The following is a 21,127-nucleotide window of genomic DNA, read 5'->3' as shown; positions in this document are numbered from 1 at the left end:
AATTCACTTTTCAAAAAGCGAATATTGAGTCGATTTTCACTTTTTGAAAAGTGAAAAAGTATCATATAGTCTCTTTAAGTAAACTGTTGGAACGGAATATTTGCCCCCATCAGAAAGAATCTGGTCGATCAGCATTGTTATCTCATCAGTTGAGTGTCTCAGGAATCCGTTGAACATGGCTTGCATAGAAGTATCACTGAAAATCTTCTTTATAATAGGAACACTAATGAATAAAGGTAGATAATATAGTTTGTTCACTTTCTCTTTTTTAGGATTGATTCCCAGTTCTTTGCATATATGGAAGCTTTCTCTGATTCCCATGATTGTTTCTTTGATAATAGGAGTATTATTGAGAAAAGCTTCCATCGTATTTCCTGCTTTGAGGATGCCGATTGAGAGTACGGTGATAAAGGCACAATGAGGAATGAGCCAAGTCTTTATCTCTTTGGAAATGAATGGTCTCATATTTGCTTTTGCCATTGCTTCTGCTATCTTTTGTATTCGGGGTGTTATTTCACCATCAATTTCGCCAAGCATTGTTTTGGAATATTTAGAGCCGGAAATAATGCTGGTGAGTTCTTTTTCATTTTTTCCGCCTCCTGCCATAAAGGGGAAACCGAAAAAGTATTGTCCGCTTGTGAGAGTAGTGTTTATCTTTTCAAGATCATTATACCAAATATTCTGGAAGAAAAGGATATGGGCCTTTCCTGCCGAGTCTTTCAGGCTTAGTAATACTTCCTCTAAATTAAGGTGGTTTGTAGCGACGATAATATATTCGAAATCATTGTTAGAAGTAAGGGTATCAATGATCTCTGGACGAAAAACGATCTTTTCGGTTACTTCTTCGCCATTCCTATAATCGCAACAATAAATGCTAATTCCATTTTGCTCGATAGTCTGTCTTTTACTTTTTCTGACCAAAACACAGATCTCGTGTCCTGCTTTGGCTAGTTGCCAGCCATAAGTACAACCGATAACTCCTGCTCCGTAAATTAAGATTTTCATGATTATGTATATTTTGATATTTGTTATTCGAGAGGAAGGTTGATAAACGCCGAACGAAATAATCCGTGATAGGCAGAATAGGTGGGATCGCAAGCTTCAAGAAGTTCTGCAGGTGTAAAGCCGGAGAATTCTTTCATCTCTTTAATCAAGTGTGATTTATCATAATATCCGCATTCATCGGCCAATTTGTCTAATGTCATGTCAGTGTGTAATTGTAATAGGTGATGAACTTTCTGAAAGCGTATAATTTGTGAGAAATCTTTTGGATTGATACCGATGCTTTCAAGGAAAATACGTTTAAACTGTTTATAACTTAGACATACTGCCTCAGCCAAATGATTGACATCGGTTGGCCCTTTATAAATCATATCTATAGCAGCATTCATTCGTATATTGTTATATTTATTAAGTTGGCTGATACGCTGGTATAGAAAATGTTCGATAAGCTGAGTGCATGCCGAATCATTTGCTGTTTCATTGAGCTGCCGAGCTAATTCGGATAATTCAGAATCGCCTAAGATATCAAGTGGAATGGGGGTGGCATTGAATTCATTGAGGGGCATTTTAAAAAACGCTTTGGCTCCCGCAGGCTGAAAAATGATACAGATAAAATCAATTAACCCGGAGAAGGAGAGATTCGTATAGTTTGTTGTTATACCATGCAGGTGTGACTGAGGTAAATAATCATTTTCGAGCGATGAATAAGTGCGGTCTCCCTTATGGAAGCTTAATGCTGTACATCCGAATGGTACAAGACGTTGTGAGGTCAGCGTAACATCTTCTATTGTTACGAACCAATATTGCTTCACGTATGGTGCAAGTGGAGCTGATGGTTGTATGGCTTTAAACTTATTCATTTGTTCACAAAGATAAGTGCTTTGTTTTATTGGATGGGTGTAAAAAAGGGACATTTAAATTGTTTGTTTTCTCCTTTTGAATGATTTCAGAAAACATTGCTCCAATGATTTCTGAGATTATTGCAGCAATGTTTTCTGAAATCATTGCTGCAATGAGTTTGTACCTTCTTTCATACCTTCTACATATCTTTTGATTCCAGCCTTTTCTGGAAATATTTCATTTTTCTGAAAGTTTTTTTTGATTCTTGATTATCAATGCCTTGGCACCTCATTTCCCCTTCTTTTCGTTTCCTCGAAAGGACAAGTAAAGCCATTTAAAGCACCATGCCGTTTTCGGCTGTAGTATCTTCGCAACCGTAATCGATTACAGAGAGTATCAACAGAAATTATTCATTCTAAAAAAATTAGTATTATGGCATTATTGTACAAAGCAGTTCAATCGGCAAAAGAAACGAAAGATGGTAAGAAGTTGTGGCACATCAACCTGGTGAAGTCAAAGAAAGTAGTGACTACCAATGAGCTTGGTGAGTTGATTGCAGAAAAGTCTATGGCAACTCCGGGTGACGTCCACGACGTAGTGAGAAACCTGATGAGCGTGATGCGGGAACAGTTGCTCAACAGCCGCACGGTCAGGCTGGATGGGTTGGGAACTTTTACGATGCGTGCACGCAGCACCAGCAAAGGAGTAGAGACTGCCGATAAGGTGAGCCCGCAGCAGATTACGACGTTGTGGTGCCAGTTTACACCGGAGTATAGACGGCCTGCTACGGGTGGCGGGGTGACACGTGCTATGCTGAATGGGGTAAGTTTTGAAAATGTGGCAAACCTGGGAGGAGGCTCATCCAATGTCGGTGGTAATGGCAATACCAGCGGTGGCGGAAATGAAGGAGGAGGCTCTGATGGTGACCAGGGCGAAAATCCTTTAGGATAATCGGAATAAAAAAAATGATTGTCGGGACTTAGTACCCGGCAATCATTTTTTTTAGAGTGTGCAACGTTTAGTCTTCATCATGGTCATGATCTTCCTCCGCCGTCGTACTCAGCTTGATGTTGCGGGCAATGTAAGTTTCGTTCTTGGCGGCATCCGTACAATAAATCATCAGATGATAGTTTCCCGGCGTTGCATTGGCGGGAATCTTGATGTCATGATTGTGTACATGATGATTTTTCTTGCCGGCAGCATCGTCATACACTTTGTCGAATGTGAAGGCTACGGTTCCGTCGTCTGCTTTGGTACTCGGCGTATGGCCGTGATTGTCGAAGTTGCTGTGTATGTTGATTCTGTAAGATTGCAACTCAACGTCGTCCGACAGATCCATTTCAAGATGTACGCCGTTCGGGCTGCCTATCAGCAGTTCCTGTCCTTCTTCGGGTTCTATCAAGCTGATGGCGGGAGGCGTTACATCTCCTTTATCGTCGTCGCAAGAAGAGAAGAATGTTATACTGGTTAATAGGCACAATGCAGTGATAAATAATCTTGCTTTCATTTTAGAATTTGTTTAAATGGTACTTTAATAAATAGCTGGAAGTTACGTCCCGGTTCCGGGATTTCTACCTTCCTGTAAAAACTCAGATGATTGTAATACTTCGTATTCAATAGATTGCGGGCAGTAAGGGACAGCTCTACTTCCGTTCCGGCTATCGGCAGGCGGAGGCTTCCACCCAGGTGCAACAGATTGGCTCCGGACGTGGGATCTTCATTCCGTGCGATACGGTTTTGCGAAGCAATGCCCTGGTGTTCTACATACAGCTCATATCTCTTCCGGTGCCACGTCAGTGTATTGCGCATGGAGGCAGGCGGCGAGAAGCTGAGTGCCGTATGGTCATCACGATTGTAAGTATAGACGTATTCACCGCTGAACCGATAGTTCAGACTGCGGAGGATGTCAATGCTTACGCTGGTTTCACCTCCCAGGAAGACAGCCCTTGCACCGGTGTAACGGTAGATTTGTCCGGCATGGGGCAAAACAGACCATTCACCTGTGGGTTGCAGGTAGATGTAATTGTCAAACCAACTGGCAAAGGGCGACAGTGCAAAATGCAAGCCCTTGTACGTGAAGTCATAAGAAGCATCCAATTGCCACCCATGCTCGGAATCGAGGGAGGCATCCCCCTGTTCGTGACGGAACGTACCATGATGCACCCCGTTGGAAGCCAACTCATTAGCTCCCGGCAAGCGGAAGCTACGGCCGATGTTTACCTTCAGCATGTGCATGGCAGACGGATTCCACACCATTCCGATAGAGCAGGAGTAGTCTCCGAAACTTCGGTTGACCGGATAGCTGCGCCATTCATTCTCGGCTATTTTATCTTCCGGATAGCCTTGCTCCCGAAGATATTCTTCCAGATAAGGATCTTGGTATGGCGTAATGTCTATCTTTCCGTAGTCGTATCGCACTCCTCCACTGATGGAAAGCCGATTGCTGGGACGCCAGGTCGAGAGCCAGAAACCGCCGGTAGTCAGCCGCTTGTATTCCGGCAGCAGGAACGAATATCCCGCAATGGTATTCTTCTGTCCCTGCATATCCCATCCCAGTGTATGTTCCCACGAAGAAGAACGGATGATGCGCAGCTTCAGCGAAGCACTGAGTGTGTGGAGCATGAAGGCCAGTTCCTTGTCCGGGTCTTTCTCCGGTACGGGTTGCGTGCCATAGTGGGTATGAAACGAGCTCCATTCTTCGCGGTGGTTATACTGATAGCCCAAGTCACCGGAAAGGATCAGCCCATCCCACGCATACTGCTGGTGTGTACTCGCTTTGAGGTGGTTCACCCAACTGTTGGGCAGGTCGATGTTCCGGCTGTCGCCGTCGTCTTGCAGACGGGAGATATCAGGAATGCCATGTGCTCCCGGAAAGAATCCCATCTTTTGGTAGGCGTTGCTGACGGAATAGTCCGAACGGTATCGCTTCTTGGCATCATAAGATGCAAAGAAGCTGGCATTACGTTCATAGCCGGCGGTATTCTTCAGCCGCCTTCCATATACAGGCATTAGCTGAGTCAGGTAAACGACGGTATCTGTGGGCACACGGTAATCACCGAAATGCTGTTCCGAGAATCGTCCCCGTAGCAACCACGGGCCTTTCTTCACGCCCAGCATCAACGAACCGCCAAATCCATCGTTCACGGACTTATATAGAAAGGACGCTTCTCCAAATACTTGGTTCTCCATCGGCATCGCAGCCGGAAGTATCTCGATGACACCTCCCATGGCATCGCTTCCATACAGCAGCGAAGACGGACCTTTCAGTATTTGTACTCCTTCCACATTGAAGGCATCGATTTCCAATCCATGATCGGCACCCCATTGTTGGCCTTCCTGTTTTATTCCATTCTCGGATACGGCAATGCGGTTGAATCCCAATCCTCTTATCATAGGTTTGGAAAACCCTGCACCGATATCCATCGACTGTACACCGGGAACGTTCTCTATAGCTTGTACCAGATTGCCGGTGAAGTGCCTGTTCAGGAAGTCTTCCCGGAGCACGTCGACCGTAAGCGCTGTCTTTTTACTTTGGGCATGGCGGTATGATTCCGTCACAACCACTTCGGACAAAGACACACTCTTGACAGAGTCAGCAACCTGTGAATAAGCTGTTGAGGTGATACAAATTCCCAGCGTACCCAAAATATATCTGATACGCATAAATTCCAATCATTCTAAATTAGTTGATAGAGAGAGTTATAATATGAAAGATTGGGTGGGAGGGGCACGCAGATGATAAGGATAGAGCATAGTAATGCAGTCCTTATCCGTATAGTGGGCCGGTTCGAGATCAAAGACAGAAACAAATACGTGAATTTGAAGCGATTCGGCCTGGGTGAAAGGAGAGAGCGTAAACTGGCAGATGAGACATTGGTCGCCGGGGCTGTGAGTATGCCCTTTGGTAGACTGGCAGGCAGACGTCTTACTATCGTGGAAATGGACAGCCTTCACCACGAAAAGTGGCATGAGTGTTATGAGTAACACCCATGCGATGACAATTCTGCTTTTAGCCTTTATCTTCATCCGTTTGCTCGTTAAGTCGGGGACGAAGATAAATACTTTTATTGAGAATGAAACAATGACTTATGTTATTTCTTGTTTCATCTCTTGCACGGAAAGCTTAAAACTTACTTCAATATTTGCGGTAAGTTCTCTCTTCCCCAGAAGTAGTAAACGGCTAAGCCTAACCAACTGGTGATCAATACAAGAATGGCTACGAGCAATTTTTTTACTCCGTCCACATTCCACTTCATAATCTCGAGTACAGCTTTTACGGCCAGTACTACACCGATAATCCAAACAATAAGTCCAATCATAATATTACATTTTTTATGGTTATTAACAAATAAAGGCTGCATCCGGTTCACGGAGCAGCCTCTATTACTTTATTTTAATTCCTGGAATTATTCAGCAACTTCAGCGCCCCAGTTTTCTTTGGACAGACGCTTGTAGCTGTTGTAACGCCATTTAGCATTCTCTTCGGCTGCTTTGAACAGTTCGTCAGCTTCTTGCGGATATTGTTTCATTACGGATGCGTAACGAACTTCACCCTTCAGGAAGTCTTGGAAACCACTCCAATCCGGTTCTTTGCTATCGAGCTGGAACGGATTCTTGCCTTCAGCTTCCAAAGCCGGGTTGTAACGCCACAAGTGCCAGTAACCGCACTTCACGGCTTTTTCTTCTTCAGCCTGGCTCTTACCCATACCTTGCTTCAAACCGTGGTTGATACACGGAGCGTAAGCGATGATGAGTGACGGACCGGGATATGCTTCTGCTTCGCGGATAGCCTTCAGAGTCTGAGCCTGGTCGGCACCCATAGCGATTTGAGCAACATATACATAACCGTAAGTAGTAGCCATCAGACCGAGGTCTTTCTTGCGTACACGCTTACCGGCTGCAGCAAACTTAGCGATTGCACCTACCGGAGTAGCCTTGGAAGACTGACCGCCTGTGTTGGAGTAAACCTCAGTATCGAGTACCAGGATGTTAACGTCCTTACCGCTGGCAATCACGTGGTCCAGACCACCGTAACCGATGTCGTAAGAAGCACCGTCACCACCGATGATCCACTGGCTGCGTTTAACCAGATATTGAGTCAAGCCTTTCAGTTCCTTGCTAATCGGGCAACCTGCTGCTACACCTTGTTCGATGATAGCTTCGATTTGCGGAGCGAGTTCCTTCGTCTTGTCTGCATCGTACATGTTTTCAATCCATGCTTTCAATACTTCCTTAGCTTCGGCAGGAGCATTGTCCTTAGACAGGATTTCGTTGAACAACTTCACGATACGTGCACGCATCTTTTCGTTGGCAAGTTCCATACCCAAACCGAATTCACAGAAGTCCTCGAACAGTGAGTTAGCCCAAGCAGGACCGTGACCTTGTTCATTCTTGGTATAAGGAGTGGAAGGTACTGAACCGGAGTAGATAGAAGAACATCCTGTAGCGTTGGCTACCATTTCACGGTCACCGAACAGCTGAGTGATCAACTTCACATACGGAGTTTCACCACAACCGGAGCAAGCGCCGGAGAATTCGAACAACGGAGTTGCGAACTGAGAGTTCTTCACGTTGGCCTTGATGTCAACCAGGTGTTGTTTGCTCTTCACGTTCTCTACGCAGTAAGTCCAGTTGGCAGCTTCGGAAAGCTGGCTTTCAAGATGCTTCATAGTCAAAGCCTTGCCACCCTTCTTCGGGTTACCCGGACAGATGTCGGCACAGTTACCACAACCCAGACAGTCGAGAACGTCTACCTGAATGCGGAATGTCATACCGTCGAATGCCTTACCCACTGCTTTCAGTTGAGCGAAGTCAGCACCCTTCTGCTCTTCAGCATCGAGTACGAACGGACGGATAGAAGCGTGAGGACAAACGTAAGCACACTTGTTACACTGGATACAGTTTTCAGGATTCCATTCGGGAACGAAAGCTGCTACACCACGTTTTTCGTATTGAGAAGTACCTTGTTCCCAAGTACCGTCTTCAATGCCCTTGAATGCAGATACCGGCAACAGGTCACCGTCTTGTGCATTGATAGGACGAACTACTTCGTTGATGAATGCCGGGTCGTTGTTTTCAACCTTTGCATCGTCAGCCAGGTTAGCCCATGACGGATCAACGGTCAGCTGCTTGTATTCACCACCACGGTCAACGGCTGCGTAGTTCTTGTTTACGATATCTTCACCCTTCTTGCCGTAAGACTTAACGATGAATTTCTTCATCTGTTCTACAGCCAGGTCAACAGGAATTACACCCGTGATGCGGAAGAATGCAGATTGCAGGATGGTGTTGGTACGGTTGCCCAAACCGATTTCCTGTGCAATCTGAGTTGCATTGATATAGTAAACGGAGATATTGTTCTGTGCAAAGTATTTCTTTACCTTGTTAGGCAGATTCTTAGCCAGTTCTTCGCCTTCCCAGATGGTGTTCAGCAAGAATGAACCATTCTTACGCAGACCGCGGGTTACGTCGTACATCTGCAGGTAAGCCTGAACGTGGCAAGCCACGAAGTTCGGCGTATTTACCAAGTATGTAGAACGAATCGGAGTATCACCGAAACGCAAGTGAGAACAAGTGAAACCACCTGACTTCTTGGAGTCGTAAGAGAAGTAAGCCTGACAGTGTTTGTCGGTATTGTCACCGATAATCTTTACAGAGTTCTTGTTGGCACCTACCGTACCGTCAGCACCCAAACCGTAGAACTTAGCTTCGAACATGCCTTCGCCGCCCAATGCGATTTCTTCTTCCTGGGGAAGAGAAGTGAAGGTAACGTCGTCTACGATACCGATTGTGAAGTGGTTCTTCGGCATCGGCATAGCCAGGTTCTTGAATACGGCGATGATTTGAGCAGGAGTGGTGTCCTTAGAACCCAAACCGTAACGGCCGCCCACGATAACCGGAGCATCGGCTGCACCATAGAAGCAGTCTTTAACGTCCAGGTAAAGAGGTTCACCGTTAGCACCCGGTTCCTTCGTGCGGTCAAGAACTGCGATGGTCTTAGCAGTCTTAGGCACAGCAGCGAGGAAGTGCTTGGCAGAGAACGGACGGTACAAGTGTACGGCAACCATACCTACTTTTTCACCGTTGGCTACGAGGTAGTCGATAGCTTCGCGGGCAGCTTCCGTTACAGAACCCATTGCGATAATCACGCGTTCTGCATCTTCGGCACCGTAGTAATCGAACAAACCGTATTTACGGCCTGTAATCTTGGACAGTTCGTTCATATATTCTTCTACGATAGCAGGAACTGCTTCATAGTAGTTGTTGCATGATTCGCGGTGTTGGAAGAAGTGGTCGGGGTTTTCAGCCATACCACGGGCTACCGGTTTTTTCGGATTCAATGCGCGGGCACGGAATTCGGCCAGAGCTTCCTGGTCGATGAGCGGAGCGAGGTCTTCGTTCTCCAACATCTCGATCTTCTGGATTTCGTGAGAAGTACGGAAGCCGTCGAAGAAGTTAACGAACGGAACGCGGCTCTTGATAGTAGCCAGGTGAGCAACACTTGCCAAGTCCATCACTTCTTGTACGGAACCTTCGGCCAGCATGGCAAAACCTGTTTGGCGGGTAGCCATTACGTCCTGGTGGTCACCGAAGATACACAGTGCGTGGCTTGCGAGCGTACGGGCCGATACATGGAACACACAAGGCAGGAATTCACCGGCAATCTTGTACATGTTCGGAATCATCAGCAACAAACCTTGGGAAGCAGTGTAGGTGGTAGTCAGTGCACCAGCCTGCAAAGAACCGTGAACGGCTCCGGCAGCGCCGCCTTCCGACTGCATTTCCTGTACCAATACTGTTTCGCCGAAGATGTTCTTGCGACCTGCGGCAGCCCATTCGTCTACGTATTCAGCCATCGTAGAAGAGGGAGTGATAGGATAGATGGCAGCTACTTCAGAGAACATATACGAGATATGTGCAGCGGCCTGGTTACCATCACAAGTAATGAATTTCTTCTGTTTAGTCATAACTAAATTGAATTTATTAAGTTGAAAATTATCTCTTGTCAATACAAAAAGCCAAACAACCATAAGGGAATCTGATTGCCCCGGCCTATCTCGGCCTTATGCAATGCGTAGGTCACCCCCGGATTATTCTTTATCTTCATGCCTTCCGGACATATCTTGAAAGGCATCACTTCGTCTACCATAAACGAGATGTTCTTGTCTCCCTTGTTCACTTTGTGGTCTTTCCACATGGCGTTCACAAAGAAAGTGTCCAGCACATCTTGCTCTTCTACCTTCACGGGATAGATGGAGTACATCAGATTTGAATTATGCATCATTATCTTCGACGGCTTCTTGGGGAATTCTTCTCCCTTGGGGTACACCATATTAATAAGGCGCGCATCGGCCAGATACTTGATGTAATTCATAACGGTGGCGCGGGAAGTCTGTATGTCGTTAGCCAGTTGGCTGACGTTTGGAGCTTTCGGTCCGTCCACGGCCAGCAAATATAATAATTTTTTTATCTTCGAGAGGTATTTTAGTTCAATTTGTTTGATTAATAAAATATCTACCTCCACCATCATGTTCATTGTCTTGAGCAGATTCTCCGAAAAGTTGCGCTTTTCGAGGAAGAAAGGATAGAATCCGTGGTGCATGTAGTCCTGAAGATAGTCCAGCGGGCGTACTTTGGAGAGGATGCCTTTGGCTATCTGTTCATGGTTGCTCAGGATCTCTTCCAGGGAATAGGCACGGAACTTCATGTCCGTTTGCAGATTCAGATATTCGCGGAATGAGAAGCCGCGGAGATTGTAACTCTTGACGATATCGCGCAGTTCCAGATTTTCTTCTTTCAAGCGCATCACGGACGAGCCGGTGAATACGATTTTCAGGTTTGGAAAACGGTCGTAGCACATGCGCAGTTCCTTGCTCCAGTCGGGGTGCTTGAATACCTGGTCTATCAACAATACTTTGCCGCCACGGCGTTGGAACTCGGCAGCGAACTCTACGATTCCATGTCCGGAGAAGTAGAAGTTGTTCATGTTGATGAAGAGGCAGGAGCGGTCTGTACCAAATTTCTCTTTCGCATATTGCAGCAGGAATGTGGTCTTGCCTACACCTCTTGTACCTTTGATACCGATCAGACGGTCGTTCCAGTTAATCTCGTCCATGAGGTCGCGACGTACGGGAGCATTGGTGTGCTCTACGAGATAAGCGTGTGTACGGTAAAATGCTTCCATGCTTTAAATTCGGTTTATCGGGGGGCAAATATACTGCTTTTTTATTGATTTGCAAAGTAGAGATAGCAAATTATCGCTATAATAGTTAAGTTTTATATATTTGTAGGTTGTTCTTTTTCTCTGTAAGTTTGCAGTCACAAATAATTAGGAATTGTTAATCAGATGGAACTTTACGTTTTCAATCCCGATGCCGACCTGGCACTCGCTGATAATGAGGAGAATTACATGGCTCCGGCTGCTGCCCGCGGCATGGCGCAGGATCTGGCTTTGCTTCCGGTTTGGTATGCCCGTCCCGGAAGTGCGGTATTGGCAGCTTCGGCTTATAATGCTGATTTTTTGAAACGCATGCAGCAAGTTTTCTCTTTGCAGGTACAGCAGATCACAGAACCGGAGTTACCCGATTATGCCGAAGCGCAGGTGATTCCCTGGGGGTGGAACCCTTCTTTCCGCAAGCGGATGCTGAAGAGTGGAATTGCGGAACACGCTCTGCCGTCAGCTTCATCCTTACAAACCTATCGCGAACTTTCCTCGCGCAAGCGGGCGCTGGAAGTGCTGGATACGTTTCAAGGGATGGAGGCATGTTGCGGCAAGTGCGATTGCCTGCAGGACTTGGATGCATGCCGGGAGCGGGTGGAGCAGCACGGCAATTATGTTTTCAAGGCTCCCTGGTCGGGCAGCGGAAAGGGATTGTTATGGTGTTACGGTCATTTCCCAAAGTCGGCCGCCAATTGGTGCGGGCATGTTTTGAAGGAACAGGGCTGCCTGATTGGTTCTGCTATATATAATAAGGTGGAAGATTTTGCCATGGAATTTTATTCCGATGGGCAGGGCACGGTGCGCTTTGCCGGTTATTCCTTGTTTACTACTAATGGGAAGGGTGCTTATCTGGGTAATGTGCTGTTGCCTGACAATGCGATAGAACAGCAGCTGGCGGAGTACGTGCCTCTGTCTGCCCTGACGCAAATACGGGAACATCTGCAAAGCCGGTTGACGGCACTGTACGGCACTTTGTATACCGGCTATCTGGGTGTCGATATGATGATATGCAAGTGTGCCGGAGATGCAGGATATGCCGTTCACCCTTGCGTGGAGATTAATCTGAGAATGAATATGGGTGTGGTTGCCCGACTGTTTTACGACCGCTTTGTGGCTGCCGGAAGCACGGGGCATTTCTTCGTCGAGTACTACTCCTCCAATGAAGAACTACAGGCAAAGCATGCGCAAGATTCCATGAATACGCTTGTTGTGGAGGGAGGCAGGCTTGTATCGGGTTACATACCCTTGGTTCCGGTGACGAAGAATAGCGCTTACCGGGTATATGCCTTACTCCTTCCATGCACAAGATGCCATCTTGAGCAGCATAAGATGCCATCTTGAGCAACACAAGATGCCATCTTGTGCATGAAGGGGAATAGTGTTCTATTTGTTATGCTCCTATGTTTCGGCCGTCAGCAAATATTATTCAGCACTAAAGGCGGCTTTGCTTTCGTTGCCGCATCGGTCTACGGCGGTAATGGCGAAGTATTTCCGGGCGGTCCACGGACGAATGGGGGCGTAGATATATTCTGTGCCCTGTACGCGTTGAGCCAGGATATTTTCCGGGTTGGAAGTGTCTACGGGATAGGTGTCAGAGCCATAGATTACGTAAGTCGGGGCATTTCGCTTGTCATTGTCTGTTGAAGGATTCCAACGCAGAAGGGTATAGCCGTCGGACTGCTTTTCAACGCTGAGGGTGGTGGGGGCGGTGGGAGCTACATTGTCTATCCACGGCATGGCGGGCTGCAGGGCAGGGGCGGTATAGAAGCTTTCTTCCAGCATGTCGCATAGCCCTTGGGTGTTATCCATCAGATACTTTACGCGATAGTGCGCTTCGCCTGCCAGACCGTGGGCACGGATAAAGTACATTTGCCGCTCTACTTCGTCCAGCGTCCAGTTGCCTTCGCTGGAGTCGAGGAAGTAAATGCCCAATCCGGGGATGACTTGACGTCCGTTGCTTTGTTCCTGCCAGTCGAGGGCGAAGGGGTAGAAGTGGTTGCCGCGGAAATACTGCATCGGGTAAATCTGGTCTTGAATGCCTTCTCCCAGCCAGCCTTGCACGTCTTGATAGACGGTATGGAAAGCGTTCCAGCCGCGGGAGGGGTAACGGGAGGTATCGCGATACTTGCCTACGGGACAGGTACTTACCTTGACCCAGGGTTTTAATGCTTTCACTCCTTTGTAGATATACCGCACGATTTCTGTCAGATTATCCCTCCGCCACTGGGCAAGGCTGCGGCCTTTGCTGTATTTGCGGTAGTCGTAGCTGTCGGGAAAGCGCAAGGCATTCTCGGGGTAGCGCAGATAGTCGAAGTGCACGCCGTCCACGTCGTAGCGTTCCACCACTTCGCGGACAAGGCCCATCAGGTACTCCTTGGTTTGCGGATGTCCGGGGTTCAGGAAGTATTCGCGCTTGTAGGGCACGCAGATAGCCGGTTTGCGCTTGGTCACCGACTCCTTGCCGAGGGAGGCGACATGCTTGCGATTGCCCAGCGGGATGGTAACCATCCAGGCGTGGCATTCCATGCCGCGCTTATGGCATTCCTGTACGGCAAAGGCCAGCGGGTCGTAACCCGGATCGCCGCCTGCTTTTCCGGTTAATATCGAGTTGTAGGGTTCGATGGACGATTTGTAGAGAACATCTCCGCGGGTGCGGGTTTGGAACAGTACCGTATTGAAGTTGGCAGCTTTCAGTCTGTCCAGTATTTCAATCAGTTCGGCTTGCTGTTTGCGGATACCTTCGGGCGAAGTGGCGCGGGTGCGGGGCCAGTCCAGACCGTAGACGGCGGTTATCCAGGCAGCGCGTACTTCATACTTGGGTTGCTGTGCGGCAAGAGGCAGCAGAAGTGCTACATATAATAAGGTGAACAGTATTCGCTTCATTTCTCATTTATTGTTCTATTTTGCGGCGAAGATAATCAAAACACCCGATAAATTTGTGCTGTTTACTTAGAAACTGTTACATTTGCATGCATTAAAAGATTAACACGTCATGATTACATTTACGCTTTGCCTGCTGGCGTTGATAGCCGGTTATTTCCTCTACGGACGTTTTGTAGAACGCGTCTTCGGTCCTGACGACCGTAAGACACCTGCACTCACTAAAGCCGATGGTGTAGATTATATTCCCCTCCCTACTTGGAAGATATTCATGATACAATTCCTCAACATTGCGGGGCTGGGGCCTATTTTCGGTGCCATTATGGGCGCTAAATTCGGTACGGCATCCTATCTGTGGATTGTGCTTGGCAGTATCTTTGCCGGTACCGTGCACGATTATTTTGCCGGTATGCTTTCCCTGCGTCACGGTGGGGAAAGCCTTCCCGAAATCATCGGGCGCTATCTGGGAATGACAACCAAGCAGGTGATGCGTGGTTTTACGGTGCTTCTGATGATATTGGTCGGAGCTGTCTTTGTGGCAGGCCCTGCCGGGCTGCTTGCCAAGCTGACGCCCGAGAGTCTGGATGCTACTTTCTGGATTATCGTGGTTTTTGCTTACTATGTGCTTGCCACTTTGCTGCCGGTAGATAAGATTATCGGTAAGGTATATCCGCTTTTCGCCGTAGCATTGCTGTTTATGGCAGTCGGCATTCTGGTGATGCTTTATGTTCATCATCCGGTGTTGCCTGAGTTTTGGGACGGTCTGCACAATACGCATCCCAATGCAGCGGCGCTGCCCATCTTTCCGATTATGTTTGTCAGCATAGCCTGCGGCGCTATCAGTGGTTTCCATGCTACGCAAAGCCCGTTGATGGCACGTTGCATGACGAGCGAGCGGCATGGACGTCCCGTCTTCTACGGAGCAATGATAACCGAAGGCATTGTAGCGCTGATTTGGGCGGCTGCCGCTACCTATTTCTTCCATGAGAACGGGATGGAGGAGAACAATGCCGCTGTGGTGGTGGATGCCATTACGAAGAACTGGCTGGGCACCGTAGGCGGTGTGCTTGCCATCCTTGGTGTGATTGCTGCTCCTATCACCAGCGGCGACACGGCTTTCCGTTCGGCCCGCCTGATTGTAGCCGATTTCCTGGGCATGGAACAAAAATCCATGCGTCGTCGTTTATACATCTGCATACCGATGTTCCTGGTGGCTATCGGCTTGCTGCTGTACAGTTTGCGCGATAAGGATGGCTTTGACATGATCTGGCGCTATTTCGCCTGGGCCAATCAGACGCTGGCGGTCTTTACGCTGTGGGCAATCACGGTTTATCTGGTGCGCGAAAAGAAGGGGCACATTTTCTATATCACTTATTTCCCCGCACTGTTCATGACGGCTGTATGTACTACTTATATTTGTATTGCGCCCGAGGGGTTGGGATTTGGTGCGCGTTATGCGCTGACTATCGCCATACTGGCTGCGGTAATAGCTGCCTTTTGGTTCAATATCTGGTACTTCAAGACAACTAAAAAACTTTGGTAATGAAGAAGAAAATTAAGAAATCTACCGGGCTTACGATAGCCCTGCTTATTTATGTTTCTGCAACCGCGGCATACTTCCTGCCTCGTAATACAGAAATCAGTAATACGGAAAAGTATGTCACTGTGACTGTTTCGTATGTCATTGTGCTGGTGTTGTGGCTGGTACTCCGCAAAAAGGAGCAGCTGCAGCAGAAGCGTCGCGAAGAAGACAGTAGACTACATTGATAATTCACTCAAAAACCAAAACAAGATGAAGAAACTTGCATTACTCGTTTGCCTGCTTGTTGTCACAGTGGCAGCTCAGGCTCAGTTTGAAAAAGGAAAATGGATTGTGAATCCGTCTATCACCGGTCTGGAACTATCGCATGACACGGGAACGGATAAAACCAGCTTCGGCTTTGAAGCCAAAGGCGGTGCTTTCTTGATAGACAACGTTGCCTTGCTGGTGCATGCCGGTGCTTCCTGGAACGAGGGTGGCTCTGATACAGACCTCTATTCAGTGGGTGTAGGCGGTCGTTATTATTTTGATAAAGTCGGTGTGTACCTGGGAGCTGATGTCAATCTGGACCGTTGGGACTGGGGACACGATGACAGCACCAAATTCTCTTTCGGTCTGGAAGCCGGCTATGCTTTCTTCCTTACCCGTACGGTGACCATTGAACCTGCCGCTTTTTGGAATGTGAACAACGATCGTTCTAAATTCGGGCTGAAGGTAGGTTTCGGATTTTATTTCTAAATATAATTGATATACAGACCATGCAGGCAGCGTCCGCATGGTCTGTGTCTTTTATTTTACTTCCAGTTTCTCCCGCAGGAACTGTCCTGTATAACTTTCCGCACACTGCGCCACCTCTTCCGGCGTTCCTGCCGCCACGATATTGCCACCCTTATCACCGCCTTCGGGACCGAGGTCTATCACATAATCGGCACACTTCACTACGTCCAGATTGTGTTCGATGATGACGATGGAGTGTCCGCGGCGTATCAGGGCATCGAATGCTTCGAGTAGCTTCCTGATGTCGTGGAAGTGCAGTCCGGTGGTAGGCTCGTCGAAGATGAACAGCGTAGGGTCGGCCTTCTCCTGACTGAGGTAGTAAGCCAGTTTCACACGCTGGTTCTCACCGCCGGAGAGAGTGGAGGAGGACTGTCCCAGTTTGATATATCCCAGACCTACATCTTGTAGGGGAGCCAGTTTCTTCACAATCTTCTTTTGTCCGTGTTCCGTAAAGAACTCAACAGCCTGGTTCACGGTCATTTCCAGTACATCATAAATGTTCATGTCGTGGAACTTCACTTCCAGCGTATCGGCTTTGAAACGTTTGCCGTGGCACGATTCGCATTCCAGTACAAGGTCTGCCATGAACTGCATCTCTACGGTGATGGTACCGTCGCCTTTGCACTCCTCGCAACGGCCTCCTTCGCTGTTGAAACTGAAATATCCGGCACTGTAACCCATTTGTTTGGCAAGCGGCTGTTCCGCCCAGAGCTTGCGTATTTCGTCGTAGGCTTTGATGTAGGTCACGGGGTTGCTTCGCGAAGACTTTCCGATGGGGTTCTGGTCTACGAACTCCACGTTGCGCAGGTTTTGCAAGTCGCCCCCGATGGAGACAAATTCGCCCGGGCGTTCGCTGCATTCGTCCAACTCGCGCTTCAGGGCGCGGTAGAAGATATCGCGTACCAGCGTACTCTTGCCCGAGCCGCTGACACCGGTTACTACGGTCATCACGTTCAGGGGGAAGCGTGCGTCCACGCCTTTCAGATTGTTTTCGCGGGCGCCTCTGATTTCTATATAGTTGTTCCACGGGCGGCGGTGTTCCGGTATGGGGATGATTTCTTCGCCGAGCAGATAGCGTACGGTGTAGCTGTTGCTATTCTTTTGCAAGTCGTTCATGTCTCCCTGGTAAACCACTTCTCCACCCAGGCGTCCGGCTTTGGGGCCGATGTCGATGATATAATCGGCGGCGCGGATAATTTCTTCGTCGTGCTCTACAACGACTACTGTGTTACCCAGATTTTGCAGTTGCCGGAGCACATGTATCAGCTTGTCCGTGTCGCGGCTGTGCAGACCGATACTGGGTTCGTCCAGGATGTATAGACTACCCACCAGGCTGCTGCCCAGCGATGTGGCAAGGTTGATACGCTGGCTTTCACCGCCGGAGAGCGAATTGCTCAGTCGGTTCAGGGTGAGATACCCCAGACCCACGTCCAGCAGGAACTGGATGCGGCTGTTTATTTCCGTCAGGATGCGGCGCGCAATGTCGATGTCGTGCTTCTCCAGTTGCAGGTTATCGAAGAAGAGTTTCAGTTCCGTAATCGGCAGGTCCACCAGCTCGGAGATATTGTGCCCGCCTACGCGTACGTAGCTTGCCTCCGGTTTCAGACGGGTGCCGTGGCATCGAGGACAGAGCGTCTTGCCGCGGTAGCGTGCCAGCATCACGCGGTATTGTATTTTGTATTGATTCTCCTGCACCATCTTGAAAAAAGCATTGATTCCTTCGAAGTAAGGAGTGCCTTCCCAAAGCATCCGGCGCTGTTCGTCCGTCAGTTCGTAGTAGGGGGTGAAGATGGGGAAGCCGGCTTTCTCGGCTCCGCGTATCACCATATCTCTCCATTCGCCCATCTTCTCGCCTCGCCAGCACACTACGGCACCGTCGTACACGGACAAGGAGCGATTGGGGATCACCAGGTGTTCGTCAATGCCGATCACCCTTCCGAAGCCTTCGCATTCGGGACAGGCGCCGATAGGGGAGTTGAAAGAGAACATCTGGTCGCTCGGCTCCTCGAAGGTGATGCCGTCGGCTTCGAATTTGGTGCTGAAGCGATACAGGCTTGTGGTGCCGTCGGATTGGTAGAAGCGCAGCAGGCAGGCGCCGTCACCTTCGTACATGGCCGTTTCCGCCGAATCGACCAGGCGGCTGATGGAATCTTTCTCGGAAGACACCGCCATACGGTCTATCAGCAAGAAGACGGTATCTTTGGCCTTCGGCTTGTATTCGTCGATGCGCATCATCTCACCGTTCACTTCCAGGCGGTTGAAGCCTTGCTTCATGTCTATCTCCAGTTGTTGCTGCAGGGTGCGGTCTTCGCGCAGCAGTACCGGAGCGAGCACGGTGTATCTTGTACCCTCGGGATGTTCCAGCATGCAGTTCACAATGTCTTCCGTGGAATGCTTCTTTACTTCCTGGCCGCTTACGGGGCTGAATGTCCTGCCGACACGGGCGTAGAGCAGTCGCAGGTACTCGTATATCTCGGTCGAAGTGCCTACGGTAGATCTGGGGTTGCGGCTGCTGACTTTCTGCTCGATGGCGATGGCAGGCGGGATGCCTTTGATGAAGTCGCATTCGGGTTTGCTCATACGTCCCAGGAATTGGCGGGCGTAGCTGCTGAGGCTTTCCACATAGCGGCGCTGGCCTTCGGCATAGAGGGTATCGAATGCAAGGGAAGATTTACCGGAACCGGAAAGCCCGGTGATGACGACTAATTTATTACGGGGAATCTCTACGTCAATGTTCTTCAGGTTATTGACACGGGCTCCTTTTATGAGAATTGATGTACTTTCTGTCATAATCAAGGTCACTTAAGCGATTTACAGTCTGCAAAGATAATGTTTAGTAGCCGGAATTGGAAATTAAGTGGAGGGAAAACCACTGTTGCGCCCACCGGGCTTGGTTAAGATTTGTTATACTTTCTGACGACGGCTAATTTACTTTAAATAAAAGCATTAAATTCGCCTCCAACTCTTAATCAATTATCCTAACATGATGATGCGTTATGCAAAATGGTATCTTGCTGTGCTGGTATTAGGTATGTGTCCTTTATCCATGCACGCTGCTGACCTTCATAAAGGAATGGAAGCTTTGGCTGACAGTGCACAGATAGAACAGGTTTACGACAGCCTGAACTCGCACTATTATCAACTCGGGGAGATAGACAGTCTGAAAAAATATACTTACGAGTATATGGACTGGTGTTCCCGTCACAACCAACCTGATACGCGCTATATGAGGTGGCGGCAATACATTCAGCGTATGACTGAAAAGGGTATGCAGGAAGAGTCTATGGCCGAAACAGCCAAGTTGCACGAGGATGCCGAAAAGGCGAAAAGCAAGTATGGCCTGGCATGCGGCGAAATGTGTATCGGATATAATCACCGTGTGTTCGGCAATAATGTAAAGCTGTGCATTGAATATTATAATAATGCCTTGAAGCTGTTTGAAGAGGGTAATTACTACCGTGATGCCTATGTTGTGCAGCTCAATATAGTCCAAACTTATCTCTCGCGCAGTGAATATACCGAGGTTGAGGAATATTTGAATAAATTGGAACTGCTGGAAGGTAGGATGATAAAGAAGAAAGTGCCGGTGGAACCTTCCCTGCATCTGCGCTTTTGCGAATTCCGCGTAATCAGCCTGCTGGCAAATAAGGGGAAAAAGGCTGCCGAATCTTATATCGTAAGTACAGACAATTTTTATCGGCAGAATCCGGGCAGTTCGACGCCTGAAGCTTGGTTTGCCTATAAGATAATGTGTTGCCGCATCCTGGGTGATGTGCGGGGCAATATAGCCTATATGGATTCTTTGATGAATTATCAGAATGCATTGGGCATGTGTTATCCTTATAATTATTATGAGAAAGCCCAGTTGCAAGAAGAGTTAGGTGATTATCATGCAGCTTGTGGAAACTATAGAACATACATTACGGTGGACGATTCCATCCGTACGGCTGAGATGGATGATAAACTGAGTAAATACACCGCCCAGTTCGAAGTGGACAGACTGAAGATGGAGAAGCTTGAACTGAGCGCGAAATTGAGCAGTGAAAGATTGATAATTGCCTTGATTGCCGGCGGAATATTTCTGTTGCTTTTGCTGGTCATTACATATCTGTATGTCCATACCCTCTCCATAAACCGCAAGTTGGAGACAGCACGTAAGGCTGTGCAGAAAATGAGTGAGGTCAAGAACTCTTTCATCCAGCATATTACTCACGAAATCCGCACTCCGTTGAATTCTATTGTCGGATTTTCCGGTTTGCTGGCAACAGAGAAGCTGGATGAAACGGAAAAGCGTGAATATGCTTCTCAGGTAGAAAGTAACAATGCCTATCTGCTGGGACTGATGGAAAACATCCTTAACATTGCGGACATGGACTCGCAGACGGCGGACATGCCGCGTGAGGAAGTGAAAGTAGATGCATGCTGTGATGAGTGCATCGAAGCCCTTCGTCCGGAATTGAAGCCGGGAGTCGAACTGAAATGCCTGCCGTCTCCGGGAGTCTCTACTTTCTACGCTGTCCACTCGTGGCTGAAGATTGTGTTAGTGGCTTTGCTGGATAATGCGGTGAAATTTACCGAAAAAGGATATATTCATATTTCCTATGCAGAGGACAAGCCCCGGCGCATATTGCGTTTCTTGATAGAAGATACCGGCATCGGTATTAAACCCGACGAGACAGAACGTATCTTCGAGCGTTTCTATAAAGTAGATACATTTACCAAAGGCTCCGGTCTGGGACTTGCTATAGCCCGTGAGATAATGGAAATGGTAGGAGGCCGGATTTATCTGGACGATACTTGGAAGGAAGGTTGCCGTTTTGTTGTGGAGTGGCCGATGAAAGATAAAAGTTGATTATAAATAACTTAGA

At 48.2% G+C, this 21,127-nt stretch carries 16 protein-coding genes; 6 read left to right on the top strand and 10 right to left on the bottom strand.

Going from position 1 to position 21,127, the window contains the following annotated elements; translation table 11 throughout:
• Window positions 1–36: 36 nt before the first annotated feature.
• Both AAE250_RS15845 and AAE250_RS15840 read right to left on the bottom strand, forming a co-directional pair.
• Complete coding sequence (locus tag AAE250_RS15845; protein ID WP_294600502.1) at window positions 37–1,005, bottom strand: ketopantoate reductase family protein; 969 nt, start codon at window positions 1,003–1,005, stop codon at window positions 37–39.
• A gap of 23 nt (window positions 1,006–1,028) precedes the next feature.
• Window positions 1,029–1,862 carry a helix-turn-helix domain-containing protein gene (locus tag AAE250_RS15840; RefSeq protein ID WP_294600504.1) on the bottom strand — a complete coding sequence of 278 codons (834 nt, stop codon included), beginning with the start codon at window positions 1,860–1,862 and terminating at the stop codon, window positions 1,029–1,031.
• Between the two features lie 412 nt (window positions 1,863–2,274).
• Between AAE250_RS15840 and AAE250_RS15835 the strand changes: the two genes are divergently transcribed.
• Complete coding sequence (locus tag AAE250_RS15835; RefSeq protein ID WP_294600505.1) at window positions 2,275–2,793, top strand: HU family DNA-binding protein; 519 nt, start codon at window positions 2,275–2,277, stop codon at window positions 2,791–2,793.
• A 67-nt stretch (window positions 2,794–2,860) separates the two neighbouring features.
• On the opposite strand, the gene AAE250_RS15830 is transcribed toward AAE250_RS15835, so the two are convergent.
• From AAE250_RS15830 to AAE250_RS15805, 6 genes are all read right to left on the bottom strand, one after another.
• The gene (locus tag AAE250_RS15830; RefSeq protein ID WP_294600507.1) at window positions 2,861–3,349 is read right to left on the bottom strand and encodes a DUF4625 domain-containing protein; all 489 of its coding nucleotides are present in this window, start codon (window positions 3,347–3,349) and stop codon (window positions 2,861–2,863) included.
• Entirely contained in the window at window positions 3,346–5,505 is a 2,160-nt protein-coding gene (locus tag AAE250_RS15825; protein WP_294600509.1) for a TonB-dependent receptor, read from the bottom strand. Before AAE250_RS15825 ends, AAE250_RS15830 begins: the two co-directional genes overlap by 4 nt.
• 36 nt (window positions 5,506–5,541) lie before the next feature.
• Window positions 5,542–5,868, bottom strand: coding sequence for a hypothetical protein (locus AAE250_RS15820; RefSeq protein ID WP_294600510.1), 327 nt, complete (start codon window positions 5,866–5,868; stop codon window positions 5,542–5,544).
• A gap of 104 nt (window positions 5,869–5,972) precedes the next feature.
• The gene (locus AAE250_RS15815; RefSeq protein ID WP_294600512.1) at window positions 5,973–6,161 is read right to left on the bottom strand and encodes a hypothetical protein; all 189 of its coding nucleotides are present in this window, start codon (window positions 6,159–6,161) and stop codon (window positions 5,973–5,975) included.
• Between the two features lie 87 nt (window positions 6,162–6,248).
• Window positions 6,249–9,809 carry a pyruvate:ferredoxin (flavodoxin) oxidoreductase gene (nifJ, locus tag AAE250_RS15810; RefSeq protein WP_294600514.1) on the bottom strand — a complete coding sequence of 1,187 codons (3,561 nt, stop codon included), beginning with the start codon at window positions 9,807–9,809 and terminating at the stop codon, window positions 6,249–6,251.
• Between the two features lie 38 nt (window positions 9,810–9,847).
• Window positions 9,848–11,026, bottom strand: a complete 1,179-nt coding sequence (locus tag AAE250_RS15805) for an ATP-binding protein (RefSeq protein ID WP_294600516.1) — start codon at window positions 11,024–11,026, stop codon at window positions 9,848–9,850.
• Window positions 11,027–11,188: 162 nt separating this feature from the next.
• Between AAE250_RS15805 and AAE250_RS15800 the strand changes: the two genes are divergently transcribed.
• Entirely contained in the window at window positions 11,189–12,403 is a 1,215-nt protein-coding gene (locus tag AAE250_RS15800) for a hypothetical protein (RefSeq protein ID WP_294600517.1), read from the top strand.
• 81 nt (window positions 12,404–12,484) lie between these two features.
• Here the strand turns inward: AAE250_RS15800 and AAE250_RS15795 are convergent, their stop codons facing one another.
• On the bottom strand, window positions 12,485–13,945 hold the full coding sequence (locus AAE250_RS15795) for a glycoside hydrolase family 10 protein (RefSeq protein ID WP_294600519.1): 1,461 nt from the start codon (window positions 13,943–13,945) through the stop codon (window positions 12,485–12,487).
• 109 nt (window positions 13,946–14,054) lie between these two features.
• Between AAE250_RS15795 and AAE250_RS15790 the strand changes: the two genes are divergently transcribed.
• The 3 genes from AAE250_RS15790 to AAE250_RS15780 are packed head-to-tail and all read left to right on the top strand — an operon-like array spanning window position 14,055 to window position 16,220.
• Window positions 14,055–15,485 (top strand): carbon starvation CstA family protein, encoded by a 1,431-nt coding sequence (locus tag AAE250_RS15790; RefSeq protein WP_294600521.1) that lies wholly within the window; start codon window positions 14,055–14,057, stop codon window positions 15,483–15,485.
• Window positions 15,485–15,709, top strand: coding sequence for a hypothetical protein (locus AAE250_RS15785; RefSeq protein ID WP_294600523.1), 225 nt, complete (start codon window positions 15,485–15,487; stop codon window positions 15,707–15,709). The genes AAE250_RS15790 and AAE250_RS15785 overlap by 1 nt, the downstream gene beginning before the upstream one ends.
• 25 nt (window positions 15,710–15,734) lie before the next feature.
• Window positions 15,735–16,220 carry an outer membrane beta-barrel protein gene (locus AAE250_RS15780; protein ID WP_294600526.1) on the top strand — a complete coding sequence of 162 codons (486 nt, stop codon included), beginning with the start codon at window positions 15,735–15,737 and terminating at the stop codon, window positions 16,218–16,220.
• Between the two features lie 51 nt (window positions 16,221–16,271).
• Here the strand turns inward: AAE250_RS15780 and uvrA are convergent, their stop codons facing one another.
• Window positions 16,272–19,049: an excinuclease ABC subunit UvrA gene (gene uvrA, locus AAE250_RS15775; RefSeq protein WP_294600528.1), complete on the bottom strand. Its 2,778-nt coding sequence runs from the start codon at window positions 19,047–19,049 to the stop codon at window positions 16,272–16,274.
• Between the two features lie 193 nt (window positions 19,050–19,242).
• On the opposite strand from uvrA, the gene AAE250_RS15770 reads away from it, so the two are divergent.
• Complete coding sequence (locus tag AAE250_RS15770; protein ID WP_294600530.1) at window positions 19,243–21,111, top strand: sensor histidine kinase; 1,869 nt, start codon at window positions 19,243–19,245, stop codon at window positions 21,109–21,111.
• Window positions 21,112–21,127 lie beyond the last annotated feature (16 nt).

It is taken from the genome of Bacteroides sp. GD17 (genome assembly GCF_038448625.1).
Classification (GTDB): Bacteria; Bacteroidota; Bacteroidia; order Bacteroidales; family Bacteroidaceae; genus Bacteroides.
Note: the sequence above shows the minus strand (reverse complement) of the source record. Positions and strands in the feature narration are given on the sequence as shown.

Coding starts and splice junctions, on each gene's coding strand:
- AAE250_RS15830 (WP_294600507.1), bottom strand. CDS start 3,349: ATGAAAGCAAGATTATTTATCACTGCATTGTGCCTATTAACCAGTATA.
- AAE250_RS15845 (WP_294600502.1), bottom strand. CDS start 1,005: ATGAAAATCTTAATTTACGGAGCAGGAGTTATCGGTTGTACTTATGGC.
- AAE250_RS15815 (WP_294600512.1), bottom strand. CDS start 6,161: ATGATTGGACTTATTGTTTGGATTATCGGTGTAGTACTGGCCGTAAAA.
- AAE250_RS15800 (WP_294600517.1), top strand. CDS start 11,189: ATGGAACTTTACGTTTTCAATCCCGATGCCGACCTGGCACTCGCTGAT.
- AAE250_RS15805 (WP_294600516.1), bottom strand. CDS start 11,026: ATGGAAGCATTTTACCGTACACACGCTTATCTCGTAGAGCACACCAAT.
- AAE250_RS15780 (WP_294600526.1), top strand. CDS start 15,735: ATGAAGAAACTTGCATTACTCGTTTGCCTGCTTGTTGTCACAGTGGCA.
- AAE250_RS15820 (WP_294600510.1), bottom strand. CDS start 5,868: ATGAAGATAAAGGCTAAAAGCAGAATTGTCATCGCATGGGTGTTACTC.
- nifJ (WP_294600514.1), bottom strand. CDS start 9,809: ATGACTAAACAGAAGAAATTCATTACTTGTGATGGTAACCAGGCCGCT.
- AAE250_RS15840 (WP_294600504.1), bottom strand. CDS start 1,862: ATGAATAAGTTTAAAGCCATACAACCATCAGCTCCACTTGCACCATAC.
- AAE250_RS15770 (WP_294600530.1), top strand. CDS start 19,243: ATGATGATGCGTTATGCAAAATGGTATCTTGCTGTGCTGGTATTAGGT.
- AAE250_RS15825 (WP_294600509.1), bottom strand. CDS start 5,505: ATGCGTATCAGATATATTTTGGGTACGCTGGGAATTTGTATCACCTCA.
- AAE250_RS15835 (WP_294600505.1), top strand. CDS start 2,275: ATGGCATTATTGTACAAAGCAGTTCAATCGGCAAAAGAAACGAAAGAT.
- AAE250_RS15790 (WP_294600521.1), top strand. CDS start 14,055: ATGATTACATTTACGCTTTGCCTGCTGGCGTTGATAGCCGGTTATTTC.
- AAE250_RS15785 (WP_294600523.1), top strand. CDS start 15,485: ATGAAGAAGAAAATTAAGAAATCTACCGGGCTTACGATAGCCCTGCTT.
- uvrA (WP_294600528.1), bottom strand. CDS start 19,049: ATGACAGAAAGTACATCAATTCTCATAAAAGGAGCCCGTGTCAATAAC.
- AAE250_RS15795 (WP_294600519.1), bottom strand. CDS start 13,945: ATGAAGCGAATACTGTTCACCTTATTATATGTAGCACTTCTGCTGCCT.